General features: G+C 45.8%; 16 protein-coding genes. 6 read left to right on the plus strand and 10 right to left on the minus strand.

Translation table 11 applies throughout. The features are described 5' to 3' along the window. Positions 1-191 precede the first annotated feature (191 nt). From GLV98_RS05390 to GLV98_RS05415, 6 genes are all read left to right on the plus strand, one after another. Positions 192-701 (plus strand): DoxX family protein, encoded by a 510-nt coding sequence (locus tag GLV98_RS05390; protein WP_160912773.1) that lies wholly within the window; start codon positions 192-194, stop codon positions 699-701. A 114-nt stretch (positions 702-815) separates the two neighbouring features. Further along, entirely contained in the window at positions 816-1,589 is a 774-nt protein-coding gene (locus tag GLV98_RS05395) for a carotenoid biosynthesis protein (protein WP_160912775.1), read from the plus strand. Then, entirely contained in the window at positions 1,570-2,232 is a 663-nt protein-coding gene (locus GLV98_RS05400; RefSeq protein WP_160912778.1) for a lysophospholipid acyltransferase family protein, read from the plus strand. Before GLV98_RS05395 ends, GLV98_RS05400 begins: the two co-directional genes overlap by 20 nt. A gap of 18 nt (positions 2,233-2,250) precedes the next feature. Further along, the gene (locus GLV98_RS05405) at positions 2,251-3,363 is read left to right on the plus strand and encodes a glycosyltransferase (protein WP_160912780.1); all 1,113 of its coding nucleotides are present in this window, start codon (positions 2,251-2,253) and stop codon (positions 3,361-3,363) included. Continuing rightward, entirely contained in the window at positions 3,360-4,832 is a 1,473-nt protein-coding gene (locus GLV98_RS05410) for a phytoene desaturase family protein (protein WP_160912782.1), read from the plus strand. Before GLV98_RS05405 ends, GLV98_RS05410 begins: the two co-directional genes overlap by 4 nt. Positions 4,833-4,885: 53 nt before the next feature. Further along, positions 4,886-5,047 (plus strand): DUF4021 domain-containing protein, encoded by a 162-nt coding sequence (locus GLV98_RS05415; protein WP_160912785.1) that lies wholly within the window; start codon positions 4,886-4,888, stop codon positions 5,045-5,047. A gap of 42 nt (positions 5,048-5,089) precedes the next feature. Here the strand turns inward: GLV98_RS05415 and GLV98_RS05420 are convergent, their stop codons facing one another. The 10 genes from GLV98_RS05420 to GLV98_RS05465 all read right to left on the minus strand — a co-directional run bounded on the left by GLV98_RS05420 (position 5,090) and on the right by GLV98_RS05465 (position 16,022). Further along, positions 5,090-6,313 carry an MFS transporter gene (locus GLV98_RS05420; RefSeq protein WP_160912787.1) on the minus strand — a complete coding sequence of 408 codons (1,224 nt, stop codon included), beginning with the start codon at positions 6,311-6,313 and terminating at the stop codon, positions 5,090-5,092. Between the two features lie 235 nt (positions 6,314-6,548). Beyond that, positions 6,549-7,583: an ABC transporter ATP-binding protein gene (locus GLV98_RS05425; RefSeq protein ID WP_160912789.1), complete on the minus strand. Its 1,035-nt coding sequence runs from the start codon at positions 7,581-7,583 to the stop codon at positions 6,549-6,551. Then, entirely contained in the window at positions 7,580-8,527 is a 948-nt protein-coding gene (locus GLV98_RS05430; protein WP_237417031.1) for a C40 family peptidase, read from the minus strand. The genes GLV98_RS05425 and GLV98_RS05430 overlap by 4 nt, the downstream gene beginning before the upstream one ends. A 29-nt stretch (positions 8,528-8,556) precedes the next feature. After that, complete coding sequence (locus tag GLV98_RS05435; RefSeq protein ID WP_160912791.1) at positions 8,557-9,654, minus strand: dipeptide epimerase; 1,098 nt, start codon at positions 9,652-9,654, stop codon at positions 8,557-8,559. A 16-nt stretch (positions 9,655-9,670) separates the two neighbouring features. Next, the gene (locus GLV98_RS05440; RefSeq protein WP_160912991.1) at positions 9,671-10,585 is read right to left on the minus strand and encodes a S66 peptidase family protein; all 915 of its coding nucleotides are present in this window, start codon (positions 10,583-10,585) and stop codon (positions 9,671-9,673) included. Positions 10,586-10,639: 54 nt separating this feature from the next. Further along, positions 10,640-12,268 carry a peptide ABC transporter substrate-binding protein gene (locus GLV98_RS05445; protein ID WP_160912793.1) on the minus strand — a complete coding sequence of 543 codons (1,629 nt, stop codon included), beginning with the start codon at positions 12,266-12,268 and terminating at the stop codon, positions 10,640-10,642. A 22-nt stretch (positions 12,269-12,290) separates the two neighbouring features. Further along, positions 12,291-13,289 carry an ABC transporter ATP-binding protein gene (locus GLV98_RS05450; protein WP_160912795.1) on the minus strand — a complete coding sequence of 333 codons (999 nt, stop codon included), beginning with the start codon at positions 13,287-13,289 and terminating at the stop codon, positions 12,291-12,293. Positions 13,290-13,295: 6 nt separating this feature from the next. Continuing rightward, positions 13,296-14,252: an ABC transporter permease gene (locus GLV98_RS05455; RefSeq protein WP_394219000.1), complete on the minus strand. Its 957-nt coding sequence runs from the start codon at positions 14,250-14,252 to the stop codon at positions 13,296-13,298. A gap of 1 nt (position 14,253) precedes the next feature. After that, positions 14,254-15,186 carry an ABC transporter permease subunit gene (locus GLV98_RS05460; RefSeq protein ID WP_160912797.1) on the minus strand — a complete coding sequence of 311 codons (933 nt, stop codon included), beginning with the start codon at positions 15,184-15,186 and terminating at the stop codon, positions 14,254-14,256. Positions 15,187-15,197: 11 nt separating this feature from the next. Beyond that, the gene (locus tag GLV98_RS05465) at positions 15,198-16,022 is read right to left on the minus strand and encodes a M55 family metallopeptidase (protein ID WP_160912800.1); all 825 of its coding nucleotides are present in this window, start codon (positions 16,020-16,022) and stop codon (positions 15,198-15,200) included. Positions 16,023-16,145: the final 123 nt, after the last annotated feature.

Consider the following 16,145-nt stretch of genomic DNA (forward strand, 5'->3'; position numbering starts at 1 on the left):
CCTTCCCTGAAATAGAAACAGAAACACGAGTCTTTTCACAATTCTGCCATAAAAAATTGAACAGATTGTGAAGTGTTGAACAGAGTATGGATATCCTTTCCTTCTACGTTTATACTTGAATTGTAAGAAAGAGACCTTCTTACAAAACATCATGTGAAATGGTGAACAAACTATTATAAGGAGTGAGTTTCATGTTGAATGAACTGTTAAGAAACAACAAGATCGTTGCTATGATCCTGACCGTCTTACGCGTGTACTTAGGGTATGCCTGGTTGACTGCTGGCACCGGAAAGATTACGGGCGGTTTTGAAGTCAGTGGTTTTCTAAATGGAGCGATTGCGAAGGCCGAAGGCGCGCACCCCGCTGTCCAAGGTTGGTGGGCGGTCTTCCTGGAACAATTCGCTTTACCAAACCATGAGTTTTTCGCTTTCATCGTCATGTGGGGAGAAGTTCTCGTAGGCATTGCACTTATCTTAGGATTATTCACGAACGTAGCTGCTTTCGGTGGCATTCTCATGAACTTCGCTTTCTTATTCAGCGGAACAGTCAGCACCAACCCGCAAATGGTTCTGCTCACCATCTTCATCCTTGTTGCCGGGGCCAATGCTGGACGCTATGGATTAGACCGCTGGGTCGTACCAATAATCAAAAAACAAGGGATCAAATTTCCACTTAGAAGAGGAAGACTTGCTCATCAATAATACACCAAGCCCTATGGATCGCTCATAGGGCTTTTTTCGTTTATTTTACTTTCGGATGAGGTATGATGATTTTATACATAAGTTTCGAAGATCGTAGAGTGAAAGAGGTGTCCTATGGCAACTTATATTTTCCGTTTTTTTATTTTTTGGTACATATGCGGCGTATTTCTAGTAACGTTTGACTGGCTTCCTCCTTGGCTCGAATGGGCGAACAGTGTTTTTTTGATTACCGCCGGGGTCGTCGCAGGGATCTATTTTATGAAGATGTACGGCGTTTGGCGTGGAATCATCTACAGCCTGATCATCATTGTTGTCAGTATCTATGTGGAACATTTGGGAGTGAAATATAATTTCTTATTCGGAGCCTACCATTACACAGAAAACTTCGGATTAAAGATTGCAGACACACCGATTACGATCGGATTCGCTTGGCTTTTGATCATCGGCTGTTCTCATGAACTGGCCCGCGTGTTGTCACAGGGATGGAGTCGTTGGGCCAGCCGGTTCATTTTTGTTGTCACAGGTGCGCTTGCAGCGGTGACCATGGATCTTATACTCGATCCGGTTTCTTTCAAAGTGAAGGAATATTGGATTTGGGAAGACCCTGGCTTCTATTATGATATTCCGTTTTCCAACTTCTTTGGATGGTTTGTTTTGGCTGCACTGTTTCATTTGATTTTCCTGTTCATTCATAGGGATTTGGAAGATAAAAACGTTCATCCTTGGCCGCAAAGGATGGTTCTGACGTTCGGGCTCATCATATTCCTGTTTCTCTGTATCGCGTTCACCGGCCGGTTGTATGGGGCGATTGTGTTCGTGAGTGCTCTTACACTGTTGTGGTATGGCTTGTACTTTTGGAGGAGATCAAATGTTTCAACCCGCACGTAAAACAGCATGGATTGAGTGGGGGTTCACCCGATTCAATCGTAAGTTTTTAAACTACCATTTCAATGACATCCGAATTCAGCACCCGGAGTCGGTTCCTGATGAAAAGACGCTGTTTCTTATCAATCATTCAACATGGTGGGACCCGCTTTTTATCTTTTATATCAATGATCGTCTTGTTCAATCCGACGGTTATGGCATGATGCATGAAGAGGGTATCCGCCGTTTTCCTTTTTTCCGGAGGATCGGTGCTTATTCAGTGAACGGTGAGGACCGCCGCCACCTCATGCAATCCTTACGTTACAGCAAGCAACTGCTTGAAGAGGGCAGAACGGTGTGGATCTTCCCTCAAGGGAATGAACAGCCCCTTGAGAAAAGACCGCTGGAATTTTTTTCAGGCATCAGTTACCTCACCCAGAAGTGTCCGGACATCAAGGTCGTTCCTGTTTCCTTATACTATGCGCTTGAGCATACGAAAAAACCGAATGCGTACATACGACTAGGAGAACCTCTCCCCAAACAGGAGTACGTTTCACTCCCAAGAAATGAAATGACCCGGTATTTTGAGAAAAAGGCTACAGAACAGCTGGATGAATTACGACAAGACATCATCCATGAAAATCTTCATTGCTATAAAAAATTGTAATGAAAAGGAGGAAAATCCATGTCACTGATATTTTTCATTCTTTTAATCATCACAATCGTTCTGAATGTGTGGACCATTTTCAACAGCCTCTTCCTTTACCCTTTGTCTGCAAAAAGGGAGCTTGAAGCAAAGCCATCCGTTTCATTACTCGTGCCTTTAAGAAATGAAGCTGACAATGTAAAAGGATTGATCCGATCTTTGCGTTCGCTTACTTATCCCGAATTGGAAGTCATCCTGCTTGATGATCATTCGGAAGATGGCACGTTCGACAGACTTAACGAACAGGTCTCAGGGGATGAACGTTTTACCGTCATTCAGGGAAAAGAACTTCCTGAAGGCTGGAACGGAAAAGTTCATGCTTGTCACCAGCTTTCGCTAGCAGCCAACGGGGAATATTTTTTATTCCTTGATGCTGATGCGCGTGTCGCCCCTGGTGTCATTCAACAAACGCTTGCTATGATGCAGCAGAAAAAAGCTGGTATGCTGAGCGGATTCCCGAATTATCCCAATGCCAATTTCCTCAGTCATATGCTCGTACCGCTACAGCATATGGTCGTCCTGCTCCATCTCCCTCTATTTGTCGCCAACCGGACGACCAAGCCGATGTTCACGGCTGCCTGCGGAATTTTCATCATGATCGAAAAAAACGTTTACGAGGCAATTGGGGGACACGCATCAGTCAAAGGCTCTCTTGTAGAAGACGTACATATTGCCAGAGAAGTAAAAAAACACGGGTACAAGATGATCCTTGCAAACATTACGGAATCCGTTCTTTCCTACATGTACGATTCTGGTCAAGAGACATGGGCAGGCTTCAAAAAGAATCTATACACAGGGATCGGACGATCGGCAGGCATGGTGGTGTTCTTGACCTTATTCTATGCGGTCGTTTTCTTATTTCCCGCCCTATTCATGGTCGTCGGGCTTGTCACCGGAAATCCCGCCTTTTTCCTCCCCTACCTTTTGACAGTTGCGTTCAAGATGTATGTGGACGCCCGGACAGGACATCCGTTATGGCTTTCCTTCCTTCTGCCCATTGCAGTCGTGTTGTTGATTGCAATCATGATGGCGTCAATGTTCGTCCATAAACGAGGAGAAAAATACCAATGGAAAGGGAGGTTCTATCAATGAAAGTGGCTATCATCGGGGGAGGTCTCGGCGGCTTATCGGCTGCCGTCACTCTCGCTAAGCACGGAGCTGATGTAAGACTGTTTGAAAAAAACGATCACTTTGGCGGAAAAATGATGAGCGTCGATGAAGGTGGATTTCATTTTGATTTTGGACCCAATACGATTACGATGCCTGAAGTGTTTCGGGACGTCATCCGGCAGGGAGGTCTCGATCCGAAGGAGGAGCTTCCTTTTGCGAAAATCGTCACACACACGAGAAATGAATTTCATGACGGGACCACGTTTGATTTTTCCACAGACCAAACCTATATGAAACAGCAGCTGAAAAACTTTGATCCTAAAGGGCACGTCATGTATGAGGATTTTCTTGTAGAAATCGAACGCTTATACAATCTGTCCCAAAAACACTTTTTACACAGGACCTTCAATGGTTGGAGCGACTACCTCTCCCCCTCCCTCGCCAAAAGCATGACGAAGGTACGTCCTCTCGAATCGATGGATCATTTTTTCAGGCGGTATTTTTCAAATCCTAAGATCGTCCAGTCATTGAACCGGTATTCTACATACATCGGTTCCAATCCTTATCAGGCACCTGCCACGTTCAGTATGATCGCTCATCTTGAGTGGAATGATGGGGTTTATTTTGTCCGCGGGGGCAACACGAGGATTGCGGACCGGTTTGTGAAAGCTGCGGAAAACATCGGGGTTTCCTTGTACAGTGGAACAAAAGTAACCCGTATCCTTCACGAAAATCAACAAGTGACAGGGGTGGAAACGGATGATGGCGACCGCTTCGAGGCGGACCATGTGATCATGAATGGCGATCTCCTCCAGGCTGTTCCAGAATTGATTGATTCAGAAGCGAGACGCACGATGACCAACCGAAAATTGAAAGGCTACGACCCTTCGATCTCAGCCTTTGTCATCATGGCCGGACTTGATACGAAAATTCCTCGTTTGAAGCACCACCATTTGTTTTTTTCAAGCGATTACAAAAAGGAATTCAACGTGTTAAAAAACGGCTATTACGCGGACGATCCGACGATTTACATTTGTACGTCTTCTAAATCCGATTATTCCGTTTCGACTCAAGGGGACAACTGTTTCATTCTTGTCAATGCTCCCGCGCTCAAACAAAACGACGGGTACGATAAGCAGGCGTACAAAAACCACATCTATGATCGACTCCAGGATGCCGGCGTTCCTATCAAAGATCATATCCAGGTCGAAAGAGTATGGGATCCCGCAGACATTGAAAGCCATTTTGGTGCCTTTCGCGGATCGTTGTATGGACCGTCCTCCAACAGCAGGTCGCAGGCGTTCATGAGACCTTTTAACAAATCCCAGGACCTTGATGGTCTTTGGTTCTGTGGGGGAAGTACACACCCTGGAGGCGGATCTCCGATGGTCGTGCTGAGCGGACAAAACGTTGCTAACGAAATACTTGGAAAACTAGTCCAAATCGAATAACCTCCTGCATACTCCTCCCTTTTTCAGCCAAGCTAAAAAGGGAGGTGTCCGGAATGGAGAAGAACAAACGCAATAAACCGCGCAAAGAAGAAAAGCGTCCGATGAACCCCTTGACCAATGACCTTGGGGTCGACCAGGACGAACAAGCGATGAACGGCGATTATGGAATGCTGGAAACGGAAGAAGAAGATCGTCTGCACGACCGTAAGAAATAAAAAGAGGAAGGCATAGCCCAACAGCTATGCTTTCCTCTTTTTTTAATCATCTATTGATAGGGTTTCATCCATTCTGACCAGCGAATGAATGCCAGATAAAAGCGGCAGCGCCCCGACGATCCCAATCGCCCAGTGTACAGAAAAGACATCCGCAAACACGCCGGCGAGAATGGCACCGAACGCATATCCGCTGTCACGCCAAAAACGATAGACGCCCATTGAAGTCGCTCTCCATTCCGGTCGTGCGACATCACTGATCGAGGCAAGGATGGTGGGATAGACCAACGCCGTACCGAGCCCCAATAAAAAGGCTCCCGCCAACCACATGGAATACGTTTGGAAGATGAGCATAAACCATAGGGAAAGGCCTTGAAGCAGCATTCCTGAAACAATCAGTTTCTTCCTGCCGATTCTGTCACTCCATATGCCTGTGAACAATTGAAAGAACCCCCAGGCCGCCGGGTAAAGCGCGACAACTGTCCCTACTTGGCCGACACTCAGACCCCCAGCACTCAGGAATATAGGAAACAATCCCCACGCCATGCCATCTTTTAAGTTCGTCGTGAGACCAGCCAGACTGCTGCTGGATAGGTTTTTATTTTTCCATGTCGTTTGCTTGAAGACTTCCTTTGTAGATAAATCTGCAGTCGTACTCTTCTTCACCTGGCTTTGTACATGCTTGTTCGTATCTTCAGCAAAACATGATAAGAAAAACCCTAGGATGACGAGTACGATGCCGATATAAAAAGGTTCAGGTGCAAGCGAATAACGAGAAGCTACGTAACCGGAAATAGCGGCCATGACGGCGACACCCATATATCCAGCGAATTCATTGAACCCGACCGCCAAACCTCTTTGTTCAGGTTTAGCGAGATCCACCTTCATATTGACCGTCATCGACCATGTCAGGGCCTGATTGATTCCAAGGAAAATGTTAGCAACAACGATCATCCACCACGCCTCTGCGAATATGACAAACAGGGGTACGACCATACCGATGGCCCAACCACCTAATAGCACGCGTTTTCTCCCCCACCGGTCCGCCATGCTTCCGGCGAAAAAGTTCATGATCGCTTTTGAGAATCCAAAGCTGACGATAAAAGACAGCGCGGCACTTGTAGAAGCTAACCCATAAACTTCTTCCCCAATGGTCGGCAAGATCGTGCGCTCCAAGCCAACCATGGAACCTACAAAGAAATTGATGAGGACCAAGAGCGAAAACGAAAGGATATTTTCTTTGACTCCTATTTTTATGGTTTGGTTCATGTCATCACCCGCTAACTACTCATTTGATTTCACCATCTTACCATATGGGGTATCTAAATAAAAGGACGCTTCCCTTATTTCAGCGCCTGGAGTTTTACGTTTCTAATGTTTTAAGAGCCAAGACGCAAGCGCCATGAGCGTTGGATCCGGATGTGACTTATTAAGTATGTGGGATTCCCAACCAAATATTATAGTTTCCTAAGCAAAGAAAAGCATGCCTCATGTAAAGGCACGCTTACGGTATTAACGAATAGTCACTTTCATTTGCTCTTTCCTCTTTTTTTCTTTCAGAAGGGTCGACCACTTTATCATCATACAAGTGACAAGCGACTTGGTGGCCTTCTGCTGCCTCCTGCCATGCAGGGGCTTTCTCACTGCACACATCCATTGCAAAAGGACAGCGTGTCCGGAATACACAACCACTGGGAGGGTCGATCGGACTTGGAATTTCTCCCTCGATAATGACTTGTTCCCTTTCATCTTCAATATCCGGGTCCGGTATAGGTATCGCTGAAAGAAGAGCCTGGGTATAGGGATGGAGAGGAGTATCATACAGCTGGTCACTGCTGGTTAACTCGACCAAATGACCGAGGTACATGACACCGATCCGATCCGAAATATGCTGGACCATAGAAAGGTCATGGGCGATGAACAAATACGTCAGGCCTTTTTCTTCTTGGAGCCGCTCCAATAAGTTAACCACCTGTGCTTGTACAGATACATCCAAGGCAGAAATCGGCTCATCTGCAATAATGATTTCCGGGTCGAGTGCCAGAGCCCTCGCGATACCAATCCTCTGACGCTGCCCCCCACTGAATTCATGAGGATAACGGTTGGCATGATCCCGATTCAAACCAACTTCTTCAAGCAGCTCGTAAACACGTTCCATCCTCTCTTTATTGGAGGTAAAGAGATCGTGGATTTCCATTGGTTCTAGTATGATCTCGGCTACGGTTGAACGTGGGTTTAGCGATGCATAAGGATCTTGAAAGATCATTTGCATTTGTCGCTTCAAAAGGAATTGTTCTTTCGGTGTACGCTCATGAACGCTTTTCCCTTCGAAAAGGACTTCTCCACTTGTTTTTTCATAAAGGTTCATGATTGTGCGCCCCGTCGTCGACTTCCCACAACCGGACTCTCCGACAAGCCCGAGTGTCTCTCCTTTGTACAAGTCAAAACTGACGCCATCGACAGCTTTCAATGATTTTCCTTTTCCCATCTTGAAATGCTTTTTAAGGTTTTTCACTTCAAGTGTCTTATGTAGGCTCATGAGGTTTCCTCCATCTCGCTCCAATATCTTCTTGCGGCACATAATTCTTTTTCGTATACGGTTCCTTCCAAATCAATGATTTCAATGCTCTTTCCAACGTTCGGTGAATGAAGCATCTTGTTGTCTCCATAGTAAAAGCCGACGTGGTGGATGTTTCCTTGTCCTTCTTCGAAAGCAAAAAACAGAAGATCCCCCACACGAAGATCATCCAAGGCTACGTGCTCTCCACTTTTCGCCTGGTCTGTGGCGTCTCTTGGAATTTCGTAATGAAAAGCTTTATGCATATTGTAAGCAAAGCCGGAGCAGTCGTATCCGAAAGCACTCATCCCTCCCCAAAAATAGGGAAGGCCGACAAAAGCTTCTCCTGACCGGATGAGATCTTCTCCACTTCCTTTTGCCTTTCTTTCCTCTTTCGTTTGGACCGCCACATCTTCTGAAACCAAATATCCAACCCCATCTGGATAAAGGACTTTTACATAGGTATCGTTTTCCTCCAGGACAGGGAGGGCCGTTAAATAACTCACTTCCATGAGCGGTTCCTCTGCACCATTAGAAAGCCATGCTTGCTTTTTATGTACAACCGCCTGTTTGTTTGTATACCATTCGTCTTCCCTTATTTCGACTAGCTGACTTACCGGTATAAACCCAGGGTAACCTCGCTTGTCTTTCTTGGAAGGCTGGGAGGGAACCACAACTTTTGCCCAGTCATCCAGCCACTCGTCTACCCAAACTTCTTCGCCTAACAGAAGTTGGGATTGAACAAGGTTCTCATCACACAGTTCGCGTTTTTGATCGTCATTCAGGACCTTCAGCCAGTCTCTCATAGAAGCTGATGATGTAAGTGACGTTTGATCCAGTTCCCTGGGAGAATCCGGTGCTGTCCAAAGTGTCGCTACAGGAACGCGTATGACTCTCTTTTCAATGGTTTCATTTTTATATGTCAACGTGTTGACCTCCTTCTATAGACATGTACTTATATGTTTACGGTCTGTTCGGTGTTGACGTTGATCAGCCCCAAACCGAAACCTTCCGGAAACGTAAGCGTGGATTTGTTATACTGGACTCCGCCATCAATCGGGTCATCCGTAAGCATCAATGGCGCGTCAAAGTCTACCCTTGTAACATTGTTTTGACTTGCTGCAAAATGAGCGGCTGCCGTAATTCCGAGTTTTGTTTCAATCATACTGCCGACCATGCATTCCACTCCATACGCTTCAGCCAGATGGTTGATTTTTACGGCTTGGTGGATACCACCGGATTTCATCAGTTTGATATTGATCAAATCGGCGCTCCTTGTCTCCAAGATCCTCCTTGCGTCTGTGGGACTGAAAACACTCTCATCAGCCATGATCGGTGTGTAGGTATGATCGGTGACTTGTTTCATCCCTTCTATGTTTTTGGCATGGACTGGCTGTTCCACCAATTCTATAGGGAGATGATGGTCTTCCATTTTACGGATCGCATAAATGGCTTCTTTCGGGGACCATCCTTGATTGGCATCGAGTCTGATCCGAACCCCCTCACCTGCTCGTGTATGAATGGTCTGAATTCGTTCGATATCTTTTTCAATCGTATCTTTTCCTACTTTTACCTTTAAGATCTTGAATCCGTTCCTGACATAACGGGCAGCGTCTTCCGCCATTTCTTCCGGGTCGTTCACACTGACCGTATAATCGGTTTCCAACTCGCTCTTCGATCCGCCCAGCAATTGATAGACGGGGAGATGATAGATTTTTCCTAAGAGGTCATGTAAAGCTATATCCACAGCCGCTTTGGCACTTGTATTCCCAATGCAGCAGTCCTGCAGCCTCTTGAAAAGATCCTCTCTGTATGTGATATCCTTTCCGAGCAAAACAGGAGTGATGATTTTCTTTATCGTATGATCAATACTTGTTAAACTCTCTCCCGTAATCACAACTGTTGGCGGAGCTTCTCCCCACCCTATGGTCCCATCCTCACCTGTCACTTTCACGTAAATGGACTCCGCAACAGTCACCGTACGTAAAGCGGTTTTGAATGGGGTATGTAAAGGAATCGCCACCGGATACGTTTCAATCGACTGAATTCTCATGATCCTCCACCTTTCTTTAGTAGACTCCTGGTTGTATCATCAAGGATTTCTTGTGACTAGATAACACGGCGTCTGTTCCAAACGGAATACTGTAATGGGGCAGACAATGCCCCATTTTAAACCCCGCGATCACAGGCTTATTCAATTGAGAAAAATAGTCTTCGAAAACCTGTGACAAAGTTAAGCCATCTTCTGTTTCCGATCCACTAAAGTCTCCAAGAATGATCCCAGCCGCATCTTCAAGTTTGCCTGCAAGCTTCAATTGATTGAAAAAGGAATCCAAACGGTAGGGTTGCTCTCCGACATCTTCCATGAGCAGCAATTTCCCCTTTGTATCAATCTCGTATGGCGTGCCCATTCCATTTACTAGTAAAGAAAGATTTCCACCCACCACTTCACCTGATGCTTCCCCTTCTGCAATGACCTCTAACGGAGAAAGACGCTCGTCGTAATGGATCACCTCAGGCTCCAACAGCTGCTGAAACATTTTTTCTGATTCCGTATCAAAGTCTTCTTTGCCATTATCCGAACAAAGCATAGGTCCATGAAAAGTAACCAGTCCTGTTTCCTGACGAATAGCGGTATGTAAACATGTGATATCACTATAGCCCCAAAAAATTTTAGGGTTTGCTTTTACTGTTGCGTAATCAATGGTTGAAACAATTCTTCCTGTTCCGTATCCCCCGCCAGCACAAAAGATGGCAGCAACGTCAGGGTCTTGAAACATCTGATGGAAGTCTTCCAATCTTTCTTCATCATTTCCTGCTAGATAGCCATGTTTTTCCTTTACATGATCTCCCAGTTTCACTTTCAAGCCTAAGCTTTCCAGAAAAGAAAGGCCTTTGTCTAAATTTTTAAGATCCGGGGGACTTGCCGGGGCTATGACCCCAACGGTATCCCCCTGGTTCAACCTTTCCGGCTTCATCATCATCATTCCTCCAATGAAGGAAAAGAGGCGAAAGAATCGCCTCTTTTCAAAGAAAATCTATTGTTTGTCTGCCCACTTCAACTCAAGGTAACCGACAGGGTGACGAACGATATCCGACACGCTGTCTTTCTCAAGAACGACCTGGTTATAGAAATGAACAGGGAAAATCGGCATCTCTTCAAATAGCACTTTCTCTGCTTCGTACATCAATTCCCAACGCTTTTCTTCATCCGCTTCATTTTTAGCATCGGCAATCAGCTGATCGTATTCCTCATTGGACCAACCTGTACGGTTCATCGAAGAATCCGTCGTGAAGCTCTCAAGGAAATTGATTGGATCAGCATAGTCAGCTAAGAAAGAACTTCTGGAAAGTTGGTGTTCCAATGCTTTTTGTGCTTCAAGGAAGACGTTCCATTCCGCATTCTCCAACGTCACTTCTACGCCAAGATTTTCTTTGAACATTTGTTGGATGGCTTCTGCAATTTTCTTATTGTCCTCGCTCGTGTTGTAGGAAAGGGTGATGGCTGGAAGTTCGTCATACCCTTCCTCCTCCATTCCTTCTTCAAGCAATTGCTTGGCTTCTTCTACATTCGGTTCTACAAGCTTTCCATTGTGTTCACGGAAATCTTCCCCAGATGGACTTTCAAAACCATAAGAGACAAATCCATACGCGGGTTCTTCTTTATTTTTCGTCACATAATCAACGATTTCCTGCTGATTCACACTCATAGCAAGAGCTTTTCTTATCTTCTTGTTCTGGAAAGGCTCTTCGTTTACATTAAAACGGTAGAAGGCCGTACCTGCCTGTTCCTGGATCGATACTTCTTCACTATCTAACAGCTGCTCAGCCATATCAGACGGAATATTGGAAGTATCAAGCTCCCCGCTCTCATACATTTGGTATTCCGTATTGGTATCATTCACCATCGCCCAGTGAACTTCATCAAGCTTCACCGTCTCTTTATCCCAATACTCTTCATTCTTCTTCATAAGCATTTCACTGTCGTGCTTCCATTCTGCCAATGCGAATGGACCGTTTCCTACAAAGCTGTCAGCTTCAGCAAACCACTCTGGATTTTCTGTAGCTACAGACTCATTGATTGGGAAAAACGCAGGGTTTGATATGATATTCAAGAAATATCCTGTCGGTGCACTCAAGGTAACTTTCAACTCTTTGTCATTCACCGCTTCCACCATCACATCATCAGCAGAACCTTCTCCATTGTTGAAGGCTTCTCCACCTTCAATGAAATAACCAAGGAATGCTGCTGGTGACGCCGTTTCAGGATCAAGAAGACGTTTCCACGCAAACTCGTAGTCTCCGGCTGTCACGTCATCTCCGTTCGACCATTTGGCATTGTCACGGATGAAGAACGTATATTCCTTCCCATCTTCAGAGATTTCCCATTTCTCAGCGGTTGCCGGTTCTGGCGTGTGGTCTTTACCAAGACGCGTCAGACCCTCCATCAAATTGTTTAACGCATTCCAGGAAACCGCATCAAATCCTTGAGATGGATCGAAGGATGTCGGCTCCTCTCCGTTATTCAGCAAAAGCGTTTTGGTTCCAGAATCACTTTCTCCTTCAGAACCACCCTCATCATTTTCTCCTGCACTTTCAGAAGCTGTACATGCGGCTAATACAAATACAAGTAGAACCCCCAATAAAATTGTCCACCATTTTTTCATGTTCGTTCTCCTCTCTATATGTTTAATAAGTTGATGCCATATATTTTTTTGCTCGCTCATCCTGCAGCCAACAGTCCACGTCATGTGTCCTGCTCAACTCCGAATGAAACGGGTAAACCTTTGTACAAACTTCCATGGCCATTGGACACCTTGCAGCAAATGGACATCCTTCCGGTGGCGAAAACAAATCCGGAGGTGTTCCGTCAATCGGTATCAATTTTTCTCCTTTTTGGTCCAAACGGGGTACAGAGTGAAGCAGACCCCTGGTATAAGGATGCTGCGGCGTGTAAAAGATTTCTTTCCTTGTCCCTGTTTCGATGACTTTTCCGGCATACATGACCGCAATGCGATTGGCTATTTTAGCGACAACCCCTAAATCATGCGTGATGAGGATAATGGAAACACCGGTCTGTTTCTGTATTTTTTGAAACAGCTGAAGGATCTGAGCCTGGATGGTGACATCTAAAGCAGTTGTCGGTTCATCGGCAATCAAAAGTTCAGGATCACAGATCAGTGCCATCGCAATCACGATTCGCTGGCGCATGCCGCCACTGAATTCGTGAGGGTACTGTTTCATACGTTCGATAGGGTTGGGGATTCCGACAAGGGTAAGCATTTCCATCGCCTGCTTATCTGCTTCTTTCCTAGAAATGGAGCGGTGTTGGCGAAGCCCCTCTGTCAACTGGTCCCCAACGGTCAAGGTTGGATTCAAGGCCGTCATGGGATCCTGGAAAATCATCGATATGTCCACCCCGCGGATTTTCCTTACTTCCTTGTCCGAAAGCTGAGTCATATCCCGCCCCTTGAAAAGAATGGATCCGTCCTTGATTTCACCTGGAGGTGTTGGAATGAGGCGCATGATACTGTTCGCCGTGACACTCTTTCCACAACCGGACTCCCCGACAATGGCAAGGGTTTCCCCGCGATATAGTTCTAAATTCACGCCGCGCACGGCCTGTACCTCTCCCCCGAAGGTTTTGAAAGACACATGCAGGTCACGGATGTCCAAGATTTTTTCCATTGATGTTTACCTCCTAAGCTTAGGATCAAGCGCATCCTGGAGACCATCTCCAAGAACGTTAAATGCGAACATGGTGGCTGAAATAAAAAAGGCAGGGAAGAAAAGACGCCACCAGTCGCCTGATAAAATGACACCCAGCGCATCATTGGCCATCATTCCCCAGCTTGCATAGGGAGATTGAATGCCTAATCCCAAAAAGCTTAAAAAAGCTTCGGCGAATATGGCTGTTGGCACAGTGAGCGTCATTTGTACGATAATCGGCCCCATCGTATTCGGCAGCAGATTCTTTTGAATGATCCGCTTCGTTTTCGCGCCGAAAGACTGGGAAGCCATGACAAATTCATTGTGTTTCAACTGCAATACCTGTCCTCTGACAATTCGTGCCATACCAACCCAACCGGTAACGGTTAAAGCTATGATAATGGTCAAGAGGCTTGGTCCCATGACTACGAGCAGCAGGATGACAACGAGAAGGTAGGGCAGTCCATAAAGAATTTCGATGATCCGCATCATGATATTATCCGTGCGACCACCTTTATAACCAGACAGTCCTCCATAAGCGACCCCTATGAAAAAGTCGATCAAAGCAGCCATCAGTCCCACAAACAAGGAGATTCTAGCCCCGTACCATGTTCTTGTGAATACATCCCGTCCTAATTCATCTGTACCGAACCAATGGGTAAAGGACGGGGCCTGGTTTTGATTTGGCAGGTTTTGAGTATCCACATCGTGTGGGGAAATCCATGGTCCGATGACAGCCATGACCCCTAAGACGATTAGAAAAATCAGACCTGACATGGCCAGTTTATTCTGACGGAGTCTCCTCCAGGCATCTTCCCAATAGGAAAGAGAAGGACGAACAACGGATTCCGCATCTTCGGTGTTTTTCTCTTTCGGTTTAAACCATTCGTCGGGAATGGAAGAATGAGGCGTTTCTTCATTCTGTTTCTTCGCTGGAATCACTTTACTTGCCCCCTTCTTTATGCAGCTTGATTCTAGGATCGAGAATTCCGTAAGCGATATCCACCAGGAACAACATCAGTACGAGGAAAGCACTGTAAAAAACGGTGGTTCCCATAATGACCGGGTAATCCCGCTGGTTGATCCCTTCAACGAAATACTTACCCATGCCGGGGATTGCGAAGATCTTTTCAATGACGAACGTACCTGTCAAGACCCCTGCAAGTAAGGTACCTAAAATGGTGACCACCGGCATGAGTGCATTCTTCAAGGCGTGCTTCACAATAATTTTGGCTGGTGATAACCCTTTGGCTCGTGCGGTCTTTATGTAATCCTGTGTTAACGTTTCAAGCATGCTCGACCTGGTCAAACGGGCGATAATTGCCATTGGACCGGTGGCAAGCGCAATGATCGGGAGCACCATATGTTGGGGACTGCTCCAAGTCGCAGCCGGAAGGACGCCCAAGTTGACGGCTAACTGTTGGATCAACAGGGTAGCTAATACAAAGTTAGGAATCGATATCCCGAGTACGGCGATGGTCATCGCTATGTAATCAATCACTCCATTGTGCTTCAATGCTGCAAAAACACCGAGGGCAACACCAGATATTAACGCAATGAGGATCGTCCATATCCCTAACTCAGCGGATATTGGAAAGCCTCGGCCTAATAAAGTATTGACCGTCTCTGTTGGTTGTTTGATCGAAGGGCCGAAATCCAGCGTCACAATGGATTTCAAATACAAAGCATATTGCACAACTAACGGTTCATCCAAGTGATAGTGGGCCTCTAAATTCCTCTGTACGGCTTCATTGGTTGTCCGCTCTTCGTTGAACGGTGAACCCGGTAGTAAATTCATTAAGAAAAACGTAAGCGTTGCAATGATAAAAACAGTCACAATCATGTAAATGAAACGTTTCAATATGTATTTCGCCACGACTACTCCCCCTAGCTAGATGTTGTCTGCATGGCAAGCTCTGTCATGACAAGCATGGCTTGGTATGCTTCCACTATGTTTTTGGCCTGAAACCTTACCGTTGTTGAATCCGGTTCGATTTCCGTACCAGGCATGAGATTTGCCCATTCCGCCTGGCCATAATTCATAAACTCAATCCTTAGAGTTGGATGCTCTGGTGGTACGAGCGGTTCGATTCGGTCTCGATTATGTATCGCTTCCGTCGTGCGTTTTTGCAAAAGTTCACCAGCCTTTTTCGGTGTCAAACTCTTCACCGCGGATCGAGAAATGGTTTCTTTCACCGGGGCTGTAACGATGTTCGGAATCAAGGCTTCTGCTTCCATTGCTGCACAGTCATCTCCGGCCACCATCAAAACAGGGACTCCATAATAACCGGCTACATAAGCATTAAAACCAAGTTCACCCACGGCAACATCATTTATGTAAAAATTGCGAACTCCAAAGCTCATCGAGTGTGATAGCACACCTTTTTGAGCCGCCCTCGCATGGTACCCGACAAAAATCGCTCCAGCATAAGATCCATCTAACCCTTGCATCATCGACAGCGGTTTGACACTTCCTGTAATCAGTGTGGCATCCGGATGAATCTCATCAATCAGTAAATTGTTCATCTTTGAATGGCTGTCATTGACCAATACTTCTTCGGCATGGTTTTGAAAGGCGGCTTCGATGACATGGTTCGTTTCTTGTGTCATGATCCTCCTTGCACGTTCATAATTGTGCTCCGAAGAATCAACAAAGGTGTAATCAGGTATTCCCGTTATTCCCTCCATGTCGACGGAGAGGTACAACTTCATGAAAATCATCCCCTTTTTGGTAATATTGTTAATTTTCATAAAATTTTACCAGTCGATGACAAATTTTGCAATAGGACTCTTACTCTACTTCCATTTAAAGCGCAAAAGTTCCAAGGCCTCTCG

This window comes from Halobacillus litoralis (assembly GCF_009856415.1).
GTDB classification, from domain to species: Bacteria; Bacillota; Bacilli; order Bacillales; family Halobacillaceae; genus Halobacillus; species Halobacillus litoralis_C.

Coding starts and splice junctions, on each gene's coding strand:
- GLV98_RS05445 (WP_160912793.1), bottom strand. CDS start 12,268: ATGAAAAAATGGTGGACAATTTTATTGGGGGTTCTACTTGTATTTGTA.
- GLV98_RS05400 (WP_160912778.1), top strand. CDS start 1,570: ATGTTTCAACCCGCACGTAAAACAGCATGGATTGAGTGGGGGTTCACC.
- GLV98_RS05450 (WP_160912795.1), bottom strand. CDS start 13,289: ATGGAAAAAATCTTGGACATCCGTGACCTGCATGTGTCTTTCAAAACC.
- GLV98_RS05425 (WP_160912789.1), bottom strand. CDS start 7,583: ATGAGCCTACATAAGACACTTGAAGTGAAAAACCTTAAAAAGCATTTC.
- GLV98_RS05415 (WP_160912785.1), top strand. CDS start 4,886: ATGGAGAAGAACAAACGCAATAAACCGCGCAAAGAAGAAAAGCGTCCG.
- GLV98_RS05440 (WP_160912991.1), bottom strand. CDS start 10,585: ATGATGATGAAGCCGGAAAGGTTGAACCAGGGGGATACCGTTGGGGTC.
- GLV98_RS05465 (WP_160912800.1), bottom strand. CDS start 16,022: ATGAAGTTGTACCTCTCCGTCGACATGGAGGGAATAACGGGAATACCT.
- GLV98_RS05435 (WP_160912791.1), bottom strand. CDS start 9,654: ATGAGAATTCAGTCGATTGAAACGTATCCGGTGGCGATTCCTTTACAT.
- GLV98_RS05410 (WP_160912782.1), top strand. CDS start 3,360: ATGAAAGTGGCTATCATCGGGGGAGGTCTCGGCGGCTTATCGGCTGCC.
- GLV98_RS05390 (WP_160912773.1), top strand. CDS start 192: ATGTTGAATGAACTGTTAAGAAACAACAAGATCGTTGCTATGATCCTG.
- GLV98_RS05405 (WP_160912780.1), top strand. CDS start 2,251: ATGTCACTGATATTTTTCATTCTTTTAATCATCACAATCGTTCTGAAT.
- GLV98_RS05420 (WP_160912787.1), bottom strand. CDS start 6,313: ATGAACCAAACCATAAAAATAGGAGTCAAAGAAAATATCCTTTCGTTT.
- GLV98_RS05395 (WP_160912775.1), top strand. CDS start 816: ATGGCAACTTATATTTTCCGTTTTTTTATTTTTTGGTACATATGCGGC.